This window comes from Haloprofundus salinisoli (assembly GCF_020097815.1).
Taxonomy (GTDB): domain Archaea; phylum Halobacteriota; class Halobacteria; order Halobacteriales; family Haloferacaceae; genus Haloprofundus; species Haloprofundus salinisoli.
On the sequence record NZ_CP083663.1, the window covers coordinates 550,700 to 565,095 of the forward strand.

The following is a 14,396-nucleotide window of genomic DNA, read 5'->3' on the forward strand; positions in this document are numbered from 1 at the left end:
TTGGGGGCGTAACTGGGGTCGCTCACTTGTTGCTAATCACTATAGTGTGGCTCTGGTTTGCGTCTCGTGAGCCGTATCCAACGATGTATGAGGAGCCGGTGGCAGTGCTTTCCTATTCGTATCCGATGAACGTCTGGTTTATCGGTACCGTCGTAGGGCTTGTACTTCTCGGGCTGGTTCCGACTGTCCTGTTCCTCGAACAGCAACTGGTCGTCCCCTCACTCAGCGTCGCCGTGTGGTTCGTGATTCACTTCGATAGTCACTGGCAAACGATTCATGAGCCATGGCGGGTGATGGGGATTCCTCCGCTGGATTTCTACATTTTTGGCGGCGTCTACACGCTCACGACTGCCGTTCTTGGAGGAGTCGTCGAATACGCTGTCCGCCGATATCTAGCCTGAACAATCCGCTCAGACACTGGACAGTAATTGCGTGTTCTGAATCTCTGACTCTGTCCCTCTGTCAAGGAGACGATCGATAGGTGACCGATAAGCGCTCTCTATTCAGCATAGCCACGATAAACACTCAATCCGGCGTCAGAACCGTGTGCTGAGACTCTTCACAAATCGTCTGTGGTTTCTGTCGATGTGCTGGTGGTAATCGTGGTTTCTGTTGAACGCCGTCCACCACTCGATTGCATATTGAACTTCATGTTCGCATCACCGGTAGGCGAACTGATGTAGGGTGTACGTGAATACGTCCACGTTGCCGACTCACCCGCTTCGACTTCAAGCGCAATAGCCTCGACGGGTATGTAAGCAATTTCAGGACCAATACGGTTGAGCGCCCCGATGAAGGTCCCAGCTACCTCTCCAACATTCTCAACGACGAGCGTGAGAGTAACCGTGTCTCCATTCGCAACCGACGCAGGTGTGGAAAACTCACTTACCTCGAACTCGGTAGGCGGTCGCGCCAATTTTCTCACCATGTCCTCACTCAACTCATAGTTTCCAGTCGTCCCCTGAATCGCGATTTCGGTTGCCTCGAGAGGTTTAGGAACAGAGAACCAGACCGTGTCTGTCGGGTCAACCGTGTAGGTATCACCATTAACCCACGGAGAATCACTCCACGTAATTTCCTCGAGATTTTGAGGTGAGTAAATCGTTCCGTCAGCTGTGAAAGTGATTGAATCTGTGGGAGAAATCGCGGAGATGTCTCTTGCAACTTTGGCGAAAACGAACTGCTCGCTTTCTCTTCCGTACGTTCCGATCGAGTCTGGAGAATTTGGGATGACCAATGTTGGCGTGGTAACCACACTTTCGACGGACAACTCCGCTGTGCCCGTTGGGAGTGGTGTCTGGGTTTGTCTCGAAGGACTCTTTGTGTCGGTACCCGATTGGTTCGTTGAGTTACTGAGACACCCTGTGAGTGAGCTGAGGGCTGCTCCAGTGAGGCAAAGGGCATTGCGTCGGGACCAGAGGGAAGGCATCGATTGAAGACAGTGTTCTGTGACGACGAATAAGCTTTCTGTGAAGTGTGTCGGCTGAAACGATGGAGGAAGTCAAAACGAGTGAAGTCTTCGCACAGTTGGTTGGGAGTCAGTGACCGAGACGCGCTCTGTATTCAACACGGCGTCAACAAAACTATTAGAAACTGAGGGCCTCAACAGAGCCGCGCCGTTCCCACGTGAGGGAACAGTCGGTGCTTGTGCTGACCGCGAGGTTGGGGAGGGCTGAGGCGGGTAGTTGCTGTGCGCTCGGCAGTCGTCTTCGTTACCTCAAGAACGCATCCGATAGCTGAATCACGAAAAGTCCGCTCCGGTACATCGACCACCACCTAACGCGGGGTATCTGCCGATTAACTATATTTTGTTAAATTGACTTTATAGACAACAGCAATGTCAGGACCAGAACGTGTAAATAGAACCCACAGTGGTGTAACAGATGACTAATTCACTCGACAGAAAGGCACAAACCGTTATTCGAATTGTCGGAGTTCTCTTTGCAATCGCTTCGGCAATTGCGCTCGTTGTCTCCTCGTATCCATTCACGCTCACTCTCGCTCTGATTCTTCTCCTTCTGCTATCCGTGTTTGCCGCCTTCAGACCAGGTGATGGCAAATCTGCCGGGAAGTACTTCGCTCCGATTATTTTCGTTTGTGTTCTCGTAATTAGCGTACTCACATTTTCGAGCTTCGACGTGGTCTATACTCTTCTCATGCTCACGTTTGCCGGACTCGCACTCTCACTGTTTCTTTTCGGACTGGAATACGGCGTGGAAACCTTCCTCGTATCCGGTCTCGTCTGTCTCGCCTCTGCGTTCTACTTCTATCCGGCGAGGATCCTTGCAGCACTGATTGGTATCACTACGGCCCTCATTCTCTTCTTCTACGCAGCAGTCACTAAGCGGAAACAAAAACACCAACTGGCGTAGAACTCGTCTTCTTCGATTATACTCCGGATGGTACCTCTCCAGCATGTTCTCGACGTACTTCACCACCACGTCGATTTCAACGTGAACCGAGTCACAATCGGATTTTTCTGAGAGCGTGGTCGCAGGATACTTTCCGCTCTTTCTCGTCGGAGCGTTCGTCTTCACCGTCACCTCCCCCGTCGGGCTTCCGTCGGTGTTTTTCGATATCGCGTATCCGCTCGTGTTCGGGGCCGTAGGAGGGTTGTTGGCGGACAAACGCGGCAGCGCATCAACGCCGACCGGAGAAGTCGCTGACGCATAACGAGACTCAAGGTAACTTTTCGGAAAAGGTGAAACCCCTCTCAGATTCACTAGAGGGACATTCTGCATTTGCGCCCTCTATTCAGCAGTCGGTGAGCGAACTCCTCAACGGCTGTCAGTAACGGAATGCGAGATACAGAGGGATGTATTCAGCAATCGGGTATCGTTCTTTTCAAGTCCTCGGTGATGAAGCAGCCGTTAGGACGGTGAGCGTATTGATCGCTCGTCATATATCTGAGTCAGAGAATTTCCACTCCGATATGATTAAGGACATACAGATGCAGTAAAAAACCACCCATAATTGTGGTCAGCATGAAAATCCTCGCTTCCTGTAAAAACACAACCGCCCACCACCCCCAGAGAAACATTGACGCACCGAAAAGCAACCCACTAATCGCAATTGCTACCGCGCCAACCCAGATCCACCGCCGCGTCTCCTTCCAGTCTTGGTATTCTGGTGGGTCATCCCGAGAGTACCGACGTCCCCTGCTGTAAAAGACGGCACCTCGAAGGAGAAAAAAGAGGACGATGAGGAGGGTGAATGCGCCAAAGGCCGAAAGAGTAGGATTGAACGAACCAGTCTTAACATCTATGAAAAACGCCCCGAGGGTGCTGAGCAGAAGGACAGTAATGCCTGGCCCAATTATCATTCCTTCTGCAAGATAGAGGAGTGTTCGCACACGTTGAGACTGACTCGGAAGCGGCCAGTCAGAGTCATCTGTCATCGCAATAGAGACAATGCAATCCCCTGATAGATAGTTTCTCTGTATCTAATACTCGGTACGACCACCAATGGCGACTGACCGATAGCCGATACGCGCTCTGTATTCAGCACGGTTACGACGAACTACCCATTCCCTGTCAGAAGGCGCGTGCGAGATGCAGAGGGTGTATTCAACAATCGAGCATCATTCGTTTCACGCCCTTAGTGGCGAAACAACCGGTAGGTGGGTGTGCGTACTTCCCAAACTCAGTTGTAATACTGGACTCTCATCTTGTTGACCACCTTTATCGCTATCGACCTCGGCGAGAGTTCCTCGGCGGTATTCTTCCGCTGGGGGATTTCGAAGTGACTATATCCGACGGTGAGAGTGACACCGAGAGTAGAGCCAAGGAAATAATGTCCACAAAGAGAATGAGCCAGATGGACGTATTCTTCCGAATGGCCCGTGAGTTCCCCGTCCGCACCGGGATCTTCACGTTTGGCCTTCCGTTGTTTGCGCTTCTCCAGTTGATCAACGGCATCGTATACGACGGTTTGCTCCCCCTGATCGGTCTCTTTGCGGCGCTGACGGCTGCGTATTCGGTACAAGTCACTACCTATCACGTCGCAGCGTATCGGCGTGAAACGCTCTCACAACAGTGGATTGAAAATAAATAGCGTGGCGTCCGAAGATGCCCTTTAGGTAACCTTCTCAGGTTGCAGTTCTTCGGTTTTCCGCTTCCTTGCGCTCCTCACGTGCCTCATAGGCGCTGTAGGCACCGAGGGCGAACGCGAGGAGGCCGACTATGACGTCGTTCCAGAACGCCAAGTCGTTGGTAGCTTCTGTGAACCCCGCGTCAGCGCCGAACATGAACGGCGCTGCGATGAGCCACAGGCCCAACAACGCAGCGACTGAAGCGGCAGCGATGCTTCCAACTCTTTCGTTCGATCGACGGGAGTAGTTGTACGCGCCGACGGCAAACAGGAGGCCGCCAATGATGACATCGTTCCCGAACTGCGTGGCGGTGATGTCGAACATGATGGCTTGAATTATCATCCACAGCCCAAGCAGCGCGATGACGGCCGATAATCCCTTGCCGCTCTCGTCCGGGTTCGCGCTCTGACTGCGCGACCGCTCGTCCGTAGTATTGGTACTCATATCAGTTTCCTCTCTTGTTAAGAGGCTGTCAATGGATGTAAGCGCGCTACTTGTAATTCCCAGTAGAAAAGAAGCAGAACTTCCTCTTCGCTAAGTTGTGTAATAAACGATGTCTGCGCTGATCAATAGCGTCTCTGTAGTGATCGATTCAGTTCGCTCACATTCGAATGCCGATCAGAGACCGATACGCGCCCTCTATTCAGCATACCCACAGAAATCTGCTCAGTCCCTGTCAGAAACATCGTGCGGGATACAGAGGGTGTATTCAGCAGCCTGTCGTTCGTTTCTCTGCTACTCAGGTTAGTGAACAGGCTACGATGAATAGGGTTGAGCTTACGGTAGCGCCGTCTGAAGATCCTCGCAGAGGTCATCGGCGTCTTCGAGGCCAACGGAAATTCGGACCAGCGTCTCGGGAATCTCCGCTGAATCGCCACTACGACTGAACTCGTCGGGGATCATTAGTGACGGCACCTCAACAAGGCTCTCAACCCCACCGAGACTTGCTCCCGGCGTGAATACTTCAAGTCCCTCGATGAACGCCTCAAGTTCGATGAGTGTACCATCGAATTCGAAGGACAGCATCCCGCTGTACCCTGACATCTGCTCACTCGCAAGGTCGTGTTGCGGGTGGCTCTCAAGACCCGGATAGTGGACACGAACGACTCGATCGTGGTTTTCGAGGAACCGGGCAACTGCCATCGCGTTCTTCTCGTGATGTTCCATCCGCGCGGGCAGCGTCTTGATGCCTCGCGCAACGAGGTAGCAGTCGAACGGCGAAAGCATATTCCCAAGTCCAACCCGCTGCGCGAACGCTAATTGCTCGAAAACCTCCTTGTCGTCGGTGATAACGGCACCGCCGATCGAGTCGGAGTGCCCGTTGAGATACTTGGTGGTGCTGTGAACGACGACGTCGGCACCCCGTTCGAGTGGGGCTTGGTAGTACGGACTCGCAAAGGTACTGTCCACGCCGAACAGGGCATCGTGGTCATCGGCGATGTCGGCTATCGTTTGGATATCGCACAACCTAATCAAGGGGTTCGACGGTGTTTCTGCCCAGATCAAGTCAGTGTCCGCGTTGACTGCATCGGCGACGTTGTCGGCGTCACGGGCGTCAACAAAGTCGATGTCAACGCCGAGATGTCCGGCCATGTGTTCCGTGAGCAGTTTTTCGGTTCCGCTATAGATGGAGTCCGAGGAGACGACGTGGCCTCCCGGGGGGACCAGCGACAGCATCGTCGTCGATGTGGCGGCCATTCCGGAAGCGAACACCAACCCATGCTCGCCGCCTTCGAGGCGGGCTAACTGCTCTTCGAGGGCTGCCCGAGTCGGATTGCTCTCGCGTGAATAGTCGTGTTCATTGGCGTCCTCCCCGCTGACCCACTCGAACGTAGTTGAGAGGTGGATCGGTGGGACGACGTCATTCGTTCCCTCCCTGTGAGGATGCGTCTCGGTTTTAGCTGCGCCGACTGCGATGGTTGCGAATCGATTTCTGTCGGGCTGGTTATTGTGTCGTGTCATCGGATACTCACCACGGGACCCACTCGGACCCGATTTAGAGGGGTATTCATAGTGATGTTCTCTGTTGTGAAGGATAGGCGTGAAGTTCCCGGCGAGGGTGGCCAGAAACCCAACCCCGACTTGCGTGTGGGTCAGCGAGTCGTTGGTTGCTAAATGTTGTATGCTTTGAGGGGAAGCGTCTTGTTCGCGTGGACGGGTGAATAGTCCAGATGTATTTGGTAACGTTCCGCCTCGCTCCCGGTGAGTACGATGCGGAGTTTCATGAGCTGAATGACGCGATACAAGCGGCTGCCGAGGACACGGAGGGATATCGGGGCAAGCAGACGTGGCATGCACCAGATAGTGAGGAGATTCTTGTCGTCTACTACTGGGAGTCGTTGGACGCAATCGAGTCGTTTGGAGTGGATACGGACCACAAACGTGCGAAACAGCGGTGGACGGAGTGGTACGATGCGTATGAGGTCACCGTTACAGAAGTCGTTGAGAGATATGGAAGTGGGTTCGGTGACGATGCGAGCCCACTCGGGTAGGGGTTCGCCATGTTGGTTCAGGTGAAACTATATTTTAATAGTAATACATATTCATTGGAGTTTCCCATCTAAGACCGGAATCACGCGCCCTCCGACTTCGACAATAATACCATCTGGCATTTTCGCTGCTCGAAGTTGGAGGTGTGAGGGGCGATCCATCTCGTAGCCCTGTTCAACGGTGACCTCAATCTCGTCCGTGTCACAGTAGTCGTGCTCGACGAGATAGGCGGCGAGGCAACCGTTTGAGGAGCCTGTAGCGGGGTCTTCTGGGACGCCAGCGCAGTCAGCGAATACACGGACATGCAGGTCGTTGTCCTCAGCCGTCTCAGAAGAGAACACGAGCACGTTCAAGTTGCCGTAGGAATCGATGAGCCGATTATAGTACGGTTCCAGTTGCGTCTCGGCTCGTTGGACGGCGCTGAGGGAGGTCAAGGGGACAACGACGGTGGGAAGACCCGTCGAGACAAGCCTGATTGGGTGGGAGTCATCGATATCCGCCGTGTTGAGACCGAGAATATCTGCGAACAGTTCCGATGAGAACTCGTCCTCGAAGGTCGGCTGAATTTGCCGCATCCAGTAGGTCTCGTAGCCGTCGTGGTTTTCGACCCAAACCGGAATCTGGCCGACGCCGAGATTAAGCACAACTTCCTCCGGGAGATCGTCTCGGAGGTGTTCACGAATTACGAATGCTGTTCCGAGTGTTGGGTGGCCGGCAAAGGGGATCTCCTCAGCGGGGTCAAAGATTCGGACATCGTATCCGGCCTCTGTCGTGTCAGGCGATTCGATGAACGTCGCTTCGGAGAAGTTTGTCTCACGGGTGAAAGCGAGCATCTCATCAGTAGACAAGTTCGATGCGTCACGGACGACTGCCAGTTGGTTTCCTGTGTACTTCCCTTGAGCGAATACATCGACGAAATGAACTCGGTTAGTCGACATTTGCGTCTATCGGTGTACGGTACATGAATATTTGTAGCGATTCTGACGAGGTTAAATCGTGGCGGTCTCTGTGAACGATATGCGCCCTGTATTCAGCACGCTTGCTGAAACCTACCCAATCCTTGTCAGAAACAGTATGCGAGATACAGAGAATGCATCTCTCACGGAGACCTCGTTTATTCCGTCTCATCGGGGCTGAACTAACTGCGAGTAGAGCGTGCGCACCGAGTGATTTGGCATTTAGTGCACTTCGGCTTGCTTCCTGCTCTGGAATCTGCTCCTTGCGAAATATAGACCCATGAGTACGACTCCGATTACGAGCCCCGCCATGAGATTGACCAAAAGCCACTCACGAGGATGAACCGCGATTGGTCGGGGTTTCAGTACCTGAAAGTACAGGTATCGTAGTTCCTGCGAAAACACGTATGGGACGAGGAAACTACCGAAACTGCCCCCACCACAAACGAGTGCCCGTACGAAGCGACTGGTTGATGAGACTCCCCGTCTCACACAGGCGAGATACACGAGAACAGCTACAGCTACCCCGACAACAAGTCCGGTTCCGAACAGAATTTCGAGGAGAGTCATAGCGTCGGCGTACACGACAGACTATCTCGATTCGTATAAGATGTTTCGTCTGAGTGACCAGTGCAATATCTATACGGAGCAGTTCGACTCCCCACATCCAGATCGAACTTATAACCGATACGCGCTCTGTATTCAGCAGCACCTCTGCGAACTACCAAGGTTCAGCCAGAAACACCGTGCGAGATACAGAAGCTCGATTCAGTACGACCAAAACCGTGGACTCACACGGTTACAGCTCTGGGTCAGGTTTTGTGCTTTACACCGAGTCTCAATAGAAGCCGGGTTTCCAATCCTTCACCAGCTCAATCTCAGCCAAGTACAGAGACGGCAATTCCGTCTCATCATCTACCATCTGATACTGCGGCCACCACATATCCCTGTTAAAGTTCAGCGAGCGTCTCCAATTCATCAGGCGTGAGTGCGTCCATAGCGATCTCGGAGAATACGAGTCTAGAGCCTCACCAGACTCAACTGATGTGAAAATAAGCACGCAACAGGACCTAAACTCCGAACTGTGGGGGCTCCTCGGTATCGCGTGGTTCGCGTTCGTCCTCGGGTTCGCACACGAGGAGAAGTTCGAGATCATCGCGCTCTGTACCGGGTCGAACTACTGCCTCGAACTCATGAGTGCGTGGTCTCACGGTCATCGTGGGTATCGTCGGACTGACGATGCTGTTGATTGCAGGCTACCACCACTCCGAAAAACTGGTCGTGCGGTACACGCCGTATCTCCCCGCGTTCTCCGCTGCCGTTCTCACCATTATGGGCGTTGGTTTCATCGCAGGGGTCTTCTGAGGAGGATTGAACAAGGTGGAGCAAAGGAGCCAAAGATAATCGAAAACGCCATTCTACGTGCCGTCGGTAGAAAGTTACGCGAGAGTTCTTATCCTATCAAATATCACCTACCGAACCTAAAGTTCCAAAGATGTCGCAATTGACCTCGAAGACTAGCTGAGACAGCTCCATTGAGATACTGACGTCCGAGCGCCGTTATCCGGTATTTCCCCCGGTCGACTTTAGTCACGAACCCACGCTTTTCCAACTCAATGAGTCTGCGGTTCACCTCGTCACGGCTGTAATCGATGTTATGAGCAATGATCGACGGGGTCAAGACGAGATCCGCTGAGTCGAACAGATTCAGAACTGTATCGTCAATCGGCAACATCCAGTCGGCGGGCTCGCGAACTTGGCTTGGCTCTTTGAGAAGAATGTTGGTCCAAGCATCGTGGCGAATATCCCGCGTCACTGGATTGTACAGACCTAAAATCACCAGTATGGATGCAAGTCCGTGAACCCAGTGGACCAGTTCAGGGGCGAGTAGTTCGGTGAGTGGTCCACCGACAAGAAACAGGAGTAGCCCGATTATGGTGACAAAGAGGAACTGATGATATTCGACGATAGCCGGTTTAAGGAAAAGGAAATAAATCACGCCGACGCCCGTAATAATGCCGATCAATAAATTGTAAACCGTAATGTGAATAGGCTCTATCATGAGTATTCACCCTCCTGTTGCAGTACGCTTGAGCTGCTGATGTGTCGCAATCACCAGCCAAATGAAAATGGCGAGAATCGTGTAAAGTGCACTTCGGAGCGCATCAAGAAAGAACGAGTCCGGCGCAAACAGGAATAAGACGACATGATAGATAATCATCCCGGACATCGCCATTGAGAGTAATGCAACGAGGGTGCCGAATGGTGAGTCGTGGGCGACTCGCCAGAATAAGATGGACAACAGCCCGGCACCCGTTCCACTAACGATGGCGAACAGGACGCTGAGAATGTGGACTGCCGAATCGACCATACAAACGGTACAGCATGAAGCGTCTTTACGCTACGGGCAGCCCAGAGTTCGATTCTGTCCAGCCCTCAAGAAGTATATGAGACCCACTATTTCAATTTCCTTACCACAAAATGACCTAAGAATCAATTCCTGATGAAAGAGTCCTCATACCGCTCATTTCGACCCATCTCATCATTCCGCTTCTCAGATATATCCTCCATTACCACCATCTCATTAATCCGCCTTCAGCCTTGGCCACCGAGTAACAAAGCCCGTCAACCGAGAAAGGGCTCTTGTAATGGCGCTAACTCAGATCGACCACGTAGAGGGGACGATGGAAGAGTGCATTGACAACTGTCTCGAAGCCGTGCAGGCGTGTGAATGGTGTGCGGATGAGTGTGCAGGTGAAGGCGAAGAGATGGCAGAATGCCTGCGGCTCTGCCGTGACGTTGCAGACCTTGCGTCACTCAATGCACGGTTCATGGTCCGTAACTCGAACTACAGTACGCAACTTGCTGAGGCCACTGCCGGGGCTGCCGAGGAGTGTGCTGAAGAGTGCAAGCGTCACGACGCCGAACACTGTCAGGTTTGTGCGAAGGTTCTGCGCGAATGCGCTGAATCCTGCCGCGAAATGGCTTCCTCCTAATAGCAGCTCGGACATCATCGGTTCGGCTTCCAACTATTTCCATGGAATCCCCAACAAAGTGGACGGTGGCGGTGACCGCAGTTCTAGGGCTCTGGTTGTTCGTTGCCCCATCTGTCCTCGGAGCACCAGTCGTGAGCCAGTGGAATAATGTCGTCGTCGGTAGTGTCATCTTGGTCATTTCAGGCTACAACTACTCTCGAGAGCAGAGACGAGAAATGCTCGATAGACGTGCAGCAGCCGTTAACGGTCTGCTCGGGGGGTGGTTGCTCGTTGCTCCGTTTGTATTCGGGGTTCCTGGTCTTTTCTTATGGAACAACGTCATTGTCGGGATTGGAGTTACCTCGCTCGCGTTGTACAACATCTATGCTGCACCTCGTGTCCGGAGAGTGAATACGCAGACATACCCTGAGGACGCATAGAAAAATGTCATTGAAAAGAAAAAAGACTACAAAATTAGGACAGAGATGACAATGGAAGACTTCGCGCTTGATTCGACCGGCGAACAGACAAGCTACGGTCACACAACGACCAGCGAATCTATCACCCAATGGTGAAACTGTGAGCGCCCCAGAGGAGTTCTCTAGAAACGGAGGAAACACGCACAAACCACTCGAGGAATACGGTGTCATAGGAAACCTCGAAACAGTCGCGCTTATCGGAAACGACGGAGCGATTGACTGGTGTTGCTTCCCTCACGTAGAGTCCCCTTCCATCTTCGCTCGGATTCTCGACACTCAACGCGGGGGGCATATGACTATCAAACCAGCTCGATCGTTCGAGTCAGGGCAGACGTACATAGACCGAACGAACGTCTTACAGACTCGGTTTCGAACGTCCAACGGACACGCAACGGTGACGGATTTTATGCCGATCCCTAAGCGGACGACCTCCGACGGTCATCGAGCGATCTTTCGGCGAATCGTCTGCGATAGTGGAGCAGTCGAGTTCGTCGCCAACTTCGAACCTCGATTTGACTACGCCAGGGAAATGCCGACCGTTGAACAGACCAAGAACGGAGTCGTCGCTCGTGGCAACAATGAGTCGGTATTCCTCTCAAGTACTGCTCCGTTCGAGGTCACAGGCGAGGCAGCCAGCGCCTCGTTCACACTGGCAGACGACGAAGAGCAGTGGTTTGTCCTTAGCTACAACGAAGATACTCAGAACCGACCAGACGACCACTACAAACAGCTCAAAGCAGTCGTCGATTACTGGCAAAACTGGGCCCACTCATGCCCTGACACGTCCTCATGCTCGGTCGGTAGTAGATGGCACCACCTCGCGGTCCGATCGGGACTCATATTGAAGCTCTTGATCCACCGGGAAACAGGGACAATCTGTGCAGCCCCGACTACGTCACTTCCTGAGGTTATCGGCGGGGTTCGAAATTGGGATTACCGGTATAATTGGATACGTGACTCAGCGTTCGCGGTTCAGGCACTTGCCGAACTAGGTCACCTCGAGGAGGCGGTAGACTACTTTGAGACGTGTCTCGACCACTGTTCGAAAGGAACGCCTGCCGAGATGCAACCCCTCTACGGCCTGCACGGAGAGACAGATCTCGACGAGCAGACCTTAGACAACTTGTCAGGGTACCGTGACTCGGCACCAGTTCGAATCGGAAACGAAGCGGCGACACAGCGCCAGCTCGACGTGTACGGCGAGCTCGTCGTCGGCGTTTACCAGACGGTTCAGTACGGCGCTGACCACCTCGAGAATCACTGGACCCTAATTCGCGACATTGCCGATCACGTCTGCGACGTCTGGCAAGAACCAGACGTCGGTATCTGGGAGGTGCGGAGCGGCCCAGAACAGTTCGTGTACTCGAAGGTGATGTGCTGGGCGGTCCTCGACCGAGCTATCAAGTTCGTCGATGAAACCGATGTTGAGGGACCGACCGAGCGCTGGTGTGAAGAGCGGAAACGAATCCGTGAAACGGTACTGGAACGCGGATACAACAATCAACTTGAGAGCTTCGTCCGGTCGTTCGAAGAGGACGAGAAACTAGACGCTGCGACCCTCCGGCTCCCCATCGTCGGATTTCTTCCGCCAGATGATCCGAGAGTTCAAGGAACGATAGACGCAATCATCGACCGGCTCCTCTCACCGAACGGATTAGTGAAGCGTCTCGAAGGTGACGATGGCCTCCCCGGCGAGGAAGGGGCGTTCGTCGTCTGTTCGTTCTGGTTGATCAACGCGCTCGCGCTCGCCGGACGCGTCGACAAGGCAACTGAAGTCTTCGAGAAGGTTTCACAGTTCATCAGCCCGCTCGGACTCCTCGCAGAGGAGATTGATCCGGAATCGGGCAAACAGATCGGCAATTACCCGCAAGCGTTCAGTCACATCGGACTTATCACGAGCGTCCTCTACCTCGAAGGTCAGCAGACGACACTTGACGTTGAGATCGGCGCAGAAGAGAGTTCTCCTGATCGATCTCTTGACGCGCACAGTACCGAATCGACAGATAGCAATCATCGAAAAAAATGACTGACGGTCAACACCCTAACAACGACTCAGGGTCCGCCAACGGCGAACAGCACGACAAAAACAGAGAGCAGGAGCCGGGTGACATGATGCTCATGCACCCGCTGAAGGAGCCGTGGATTCAGTACGCCGTCATCGCCCTCGGTCTCTGGCTCGTGACGAGTCCAATGTCGCTCGGCTACGAGAGTACGTGGATGACTTGGAGCGACATCATTACAGGCCTCGTGGTGATTGGACTCGCTGGACTCACACTATACCGGGATAATCCGTGGGCGTCATATGCCAACGGCTTCGTGGGGCTGTGGTTGCTGATGGCGCCGCTCGTGTTCCACGCACCGACGGCGGCGGCATACCTCAACGACTCGCTCGTCGGCATCATGGTGATTACCTTTTCGATCATTATCATGATGCGTATGGAGATGGAGGGGGCAGCCGTCCCCGATGGCTGGTCTTACAATCCATCAACGGCGGCCCAGCGGGCGCCGATCATCGCCCTCGGCCTTTTCGGCTTCTTCGTCTCGCGGTACATGGCCGCCTACCAGCTCGGCTACATCGACTTCGTCTGGGACCCGTTCTTCGGAAACGGTACCGTCCAGATTCTCGATTCGAGAGTCTCAGAGGCGTTTCCTGTATCGGATGCCGGGTTAGGTGCCGTCGCATACGCACTCGAATCGCTCATGGGGCTCATGGGCGACAAGAGCCGCTGGCGGACGATGCCGTGGATGGTCACGTTCTTCGGCATTGTCGTCATTCCTCTGGGATTCGTTCAGGTATTGCTAGTCATTTCCCAACCAATTCTTGTCGGAACGTGGTGTACGCTGTGTCTGCTCTCGGCGTTTGGGATGCTCTGGATGATCGCCCTCTCCTTCGACGAGGTGGTCGCCATGGGTCAGCTACTGAAGCGGCGGACAAGTGAGGGTGTCTCGCTCTGGCACGCATTCTGGATGGGAGGAAAGCTCTCCGAGGAAGATGCGGGGATCGCCGACAAAACGCGGAGCGACCGCGACCGGCCCGCTGGAATGTTTTGGGGAATCTCAATTCCGTGGTATCTCCTCGGAGCGATGGCACTCGGCTTCTGGCTGATGCTGTCGCCGACCGTCTTCGGGACACAGGGACTACTCGCGGACAGCAGTCACCTCGTCGGCGCTCTCGTCGTCTCGTTCGCAGTTATCGCAACGGCTGAACCTGCCCGTGCAATCCGCTTTCTCAACATTCCGTTGGGGGTGTGGGTAATCGCGGCCCCGTGGGTTCTTGGCCCTGCTCCGACGCTAGCAGCATGGAGCGGTGTCATCGTCGGGGTGCTGCTCGTCGCCCTCAACATTCCGAAAGGAACGATCAGGGATCAGTACGGCTTCTGGCAGGAATACATCGTCTGAGAGATAC

At 53.8% G+C, this 14,396-nt stretch carries 15 protein-coding genes and 2 pseudogenes; 9 read left to right on the forward strand and 8 right to left on the reverse strand.

The features are described 5' to 3' along the window. The first annotated feature begins 83 nt into the window (after positions 1-83). Complete coding sequence (locus LAQ73_RS02910; protein WP_224269758.1) at positions 84-401, forward strand: hypothetical protein; 318 nt, start codon at positions 84-86, stop codon at positions 399-401. Positions 402-559: 158 nt separating this feature from the next. Here LAQ73_RS02910 and LAQ73_RS02915 read toward each other — a convergent pair whose 3' ends face one another. Further along, positions 560-1,255, reverse strand: coding sequence for a hypothetical protein (locus LAQ73_RS02915; RefSeq protein WP_224269759.1), 696 nt, complete (start codon positions 1,253-1,255; stop codon positions 560-562). A 628-nt stretch (positions 1,256-1,883) separates the two neighbouring features. Between LAQ73_RS02915 and LAQ73_RS02920 the strand changes: the two genes are divergently transcribed. Further along, positions 1,884-2,372, forward strand: coding sequence for a hypothetical protein (locus LAQ73_RS02920; RefSeq protein ID WP_224270794.1), 489 nt, complete (start codon positions 1,884-1,886; stop codon positions 2,370-2,372). 30 nt (positions 2,373-2,402) lie between these two features. Here LAQ73_RS02920 and LAQ73_RS02925 read toward each other — a convergent pair. Both LAQ73_RS02925 and LAQ73_RS02930 read right to left on the reverse strand, forming a co-directional pair. After that, positions 2,403-2,501: pseudogene (locus LAQ73_RS02925) on the reverse strand (riboflavin synthase); the annotation flags it as partial. A 410-nt stretch (positions 2,502-2,911) separates the two neighbouring features. Beyond that, positions 2,912-3,352: a hypothetical protein gene (locus LAQ73_RS02930; RefSeq protein ID WP_224269760.1), complete on the reverse strand. Its 441-nt coding sequence runs from the start codon at positions 3,350-3,352 to the stop codon at positions 2,912-2,914. Between the two features lie 464 nt (positions 3,353-3,816). Here LAQ73_RS02930 and LAQ73_RS02935 point away from each other — a divergent pair, with 464 nt between their 5' ends. Next, positions 3,817-4,053, forward strand: coding sequence for a hypothetical protein (locus tag LAQ73_RS02935; RefSeq protein ID WP_224269761.1), 237 nt, complete (start codon positions 3,817-3,819; stop codon positions 4,051-4,053). 34 nt (positions 4,054-4,087) lie between these two features. On the opposite strand, the gene LAQ73_RS02940 is transcribed toward LAQ73_RS02935, so the two are convergent. Beyond that, positions 4,088-4,534 carry an SPW repeat protein gene (locus LAQ73_RS02940; protein ID WP_224269762.1) on the reverse strand — a complete coding sequence of 149 codons (447 nt, stop codon included), beginning with the start codon at positions 4,532-4,534 and terminating at the stop codon, positions 4,088-4,090. Between the two features lie 333 nt (positions 4,535-4,867). After that, positions 4,868-6,052 (reverse strand): trans-sulfuration enzyme family protein, encoded by a 1,185-nt coding sequence (locus LAQ73_RS02945; RefSeq protein ID WP_224269763.1) that lies wholly within the window; start codon positions 6,050-6,052, stop codon positions 4,868-4,870. 209 nt (positions 6,053-6,261) lie between these two features. Here LAQ73_RS02945 and LAQ73_RS02950 point away from each other — a divergent pair, with 209 nt between their 5' ends. Beyond that, entirely contained in the window at positions 6,262-6,582 is a 321-nt protein-coding gene (locus tag LAQ73_RS02950; protein WP_224269764.1) for an antibiotic biosynthesis monooxygenase family protein, read from the forward strand. Between the two features lie 51 nt (positions 6,583-6,633). Here LAQ73_RS02950 and LAQ73_RS02955 read toward each other — a convergent pair whose 3' ends face one another. Further along, on the reverse strand, positions 6,634-7,518 hold the full coding sequence (locus tag LAQ73_RS02955; protein WP_224269765.1) for a PhzF family phenazine biosynthesis protein: 885 nt from the start codon (positions 7,516-7,518) through the stop codon (positions 6,634-6,636). A gap of 1,106 nt (positions 7,519-8,624) precedes the next feature. Here LAQ73_RS02955 and LAQ73_RS02960 point away from each other — a divergent pair. Further along, a pseudogene (locus LAQ73_RS02960) lies at positions 8,625-8,901 on the forward strand (hypothetical protein); the annotation flags it as partial. Between the two features lie 103 nt (positions 8,902-9,004). Here the strand turns inward: LAQ73_RS02960 and LAQ73_RS02965 are convergent. Beyond that, positions 9,005-9,598 (reverse strand): hypothetical protein, encoded by a 594-nt coding sequence (locus tag LAQ73_RS02965; RefSeq protein ID WP_224269766.1) that lies wholly within the window; start codon positions 9,596-9,598, stop codon positions 9,005-9,007. Between the two features lie 6 nt (positions 9,599-9,604). After that, a complete protein-coding gene (locus LAQ73_RS02970) occupies positions 9,605-9,907 on the reverse strand; it encodes a hypothetical protein (RefSeq protein ID WP_224269767.1) in 303 nt (100 codons plus the stop codon). A gap of 277 nt (positions 9,908-10,184) precedes the next feature. Between LAQ73_RS02970 and LAQ73_RS17725 the strand changes: the two genes are divergently transcribed. The 4 genes from LAQ73_RS17725 (at position 10,185) to LAQ73_RS02985 (ending at position 14,389) form a co-directional block, all read left to right on the forward strand. Next, positions 10,185-10,532, forward strand: a complete 348-nt coding sequence (locus tag LAQ73_RS17725) for a four-helix bundle copper-binding protein (protein ID WP_224269768.1) — start codon at positions 10,185-10,187, stop codon at positions 10,530-10,532. A 41-nt stretch (positions 10,533-10,573) separates the two neighbouring features. Next, positions 10,574-10,951: an SPW repeat domain-containing protein gene (locus LAQ73_RS17795; protein WP_425601116.1), complete on the forward strand. Its 378-nt coding sequence runs from the start codon at positions 10,574-10,576 to the stop codon at positions 10,949-10,951. Between the two features lie 139 nt (positions 10,952-11,090). After that, positions 11,091-13,016: a glycoside hydrolase family 15 protein gene (locus tag LAQ73_RS02980; RefSeq protein WP_224269769.1), complete on the forward strand. Its 1,926-nt coding sequence runs from the start codon at positions 11,091-11,093 to the stop codon at positions 13,014-13,016. Beyond that, a complete protein-coding gene (locus LAQ73_RS02985; RefSeq protein WP_224269770.1) occupies positions 13,013-14,389 on the forward strand; it encodes an SPW repeat domain-containing protein in 1,377 nt (458 codons plus the stop codon). Before LAQ73_RS02980 ends, LAQ73_RS02985 begins: the two co-directional genes overlap by 4 nt. The last annotated feature ends 7 nt before the right edge of the window (positions 14,390-14,396 follow it).

Bases quoted from the DNA above. Each gene is read 5' to 3' on its own strand.
- LAQ73_RS02910 (WP_224269758.1), top strand. From the start codon at position 84: ATGTATGAGGAGCCGGTGGCAGTGCTTTCCTATTCGTATCCGATGAAC.
- LAQ73_RS02920 (WP_224270794.1), top strand. From the start codon at position 1,884: ATGACTAATTCACTCGACAGAAAGGCACAAACCGTTATTCGAATTGTC.
- LAQ73_RS02935 (WP_224269761.1), top strand. From the start codon at position 3,817: ATGGACGTATTCTTCCGAATGGCCCGTGAGTTCCCCGTCCGCACCGGG.
- LAQ73_RS02940 (WP_224269762.1), bottom strand. From the start codon at position 4,534: ATGAGTACCAATACTACGGACGAGCGGTCGCGCAGTCAGAGCGCGAAC.
- LAQ73_RS02945 (WP_224269763.1), bottom strand. From the start codon at position 6,052: ATGACACGACACAATAACCAGCCCGACAGAAATCGATTCGCAACCATC.
- LAQ73_RS02950 (WP_224269764.1), top strand. From the start codon at position 6,262: ATGTATTTGGTAACGTTCCGCCTCGCTCCCGGTGAGTACGATGCGGAG.
- LAQ73_RS02955 (WP_224269765.1), bottom strand. From the start codon at position 7,518: ATGTCGACTAACCGAGTTCATTTCGTCGATGTATTCGCTCAAGGGAAG.
- LAQ73_RS02965 (WP_224269766.1), bottom strand. From the start codon at position 9,598: ATGATAGAGCCTATTCACATTACGGTTTACAATTTATTGATCGGCATT.
- LAQ73_RS02970 (WP_224269767.1), bottom strand. From the start codon at position 9,907: ATGGTCGATTCGGCAGTCCACATTCTCAGCGTCCTGTTCGCCATCGTT.
- LAQ73_RS17725 (WP_224269768.1), top strand. From the start codon at position 10,185: ATGGCGCTAACTCAGATCGACCACGTAGAGGGGACGATGGAAGAGTGC.
- LAQ73_RS17795 (WP_425601116.1), top strand. From the start codon at position 10,574: ATGGAATCCCCAACAAAGTGGACGGTGGCGGTGACCGCAGTTCTAGGG.
- LAQ73_RS02985 (WP_224269770.1), top strand. From the start codon at position 13,013: ATGACTGACGGTCAACACCCTAACAACGACTCAGGGTCCGCCAACGGC.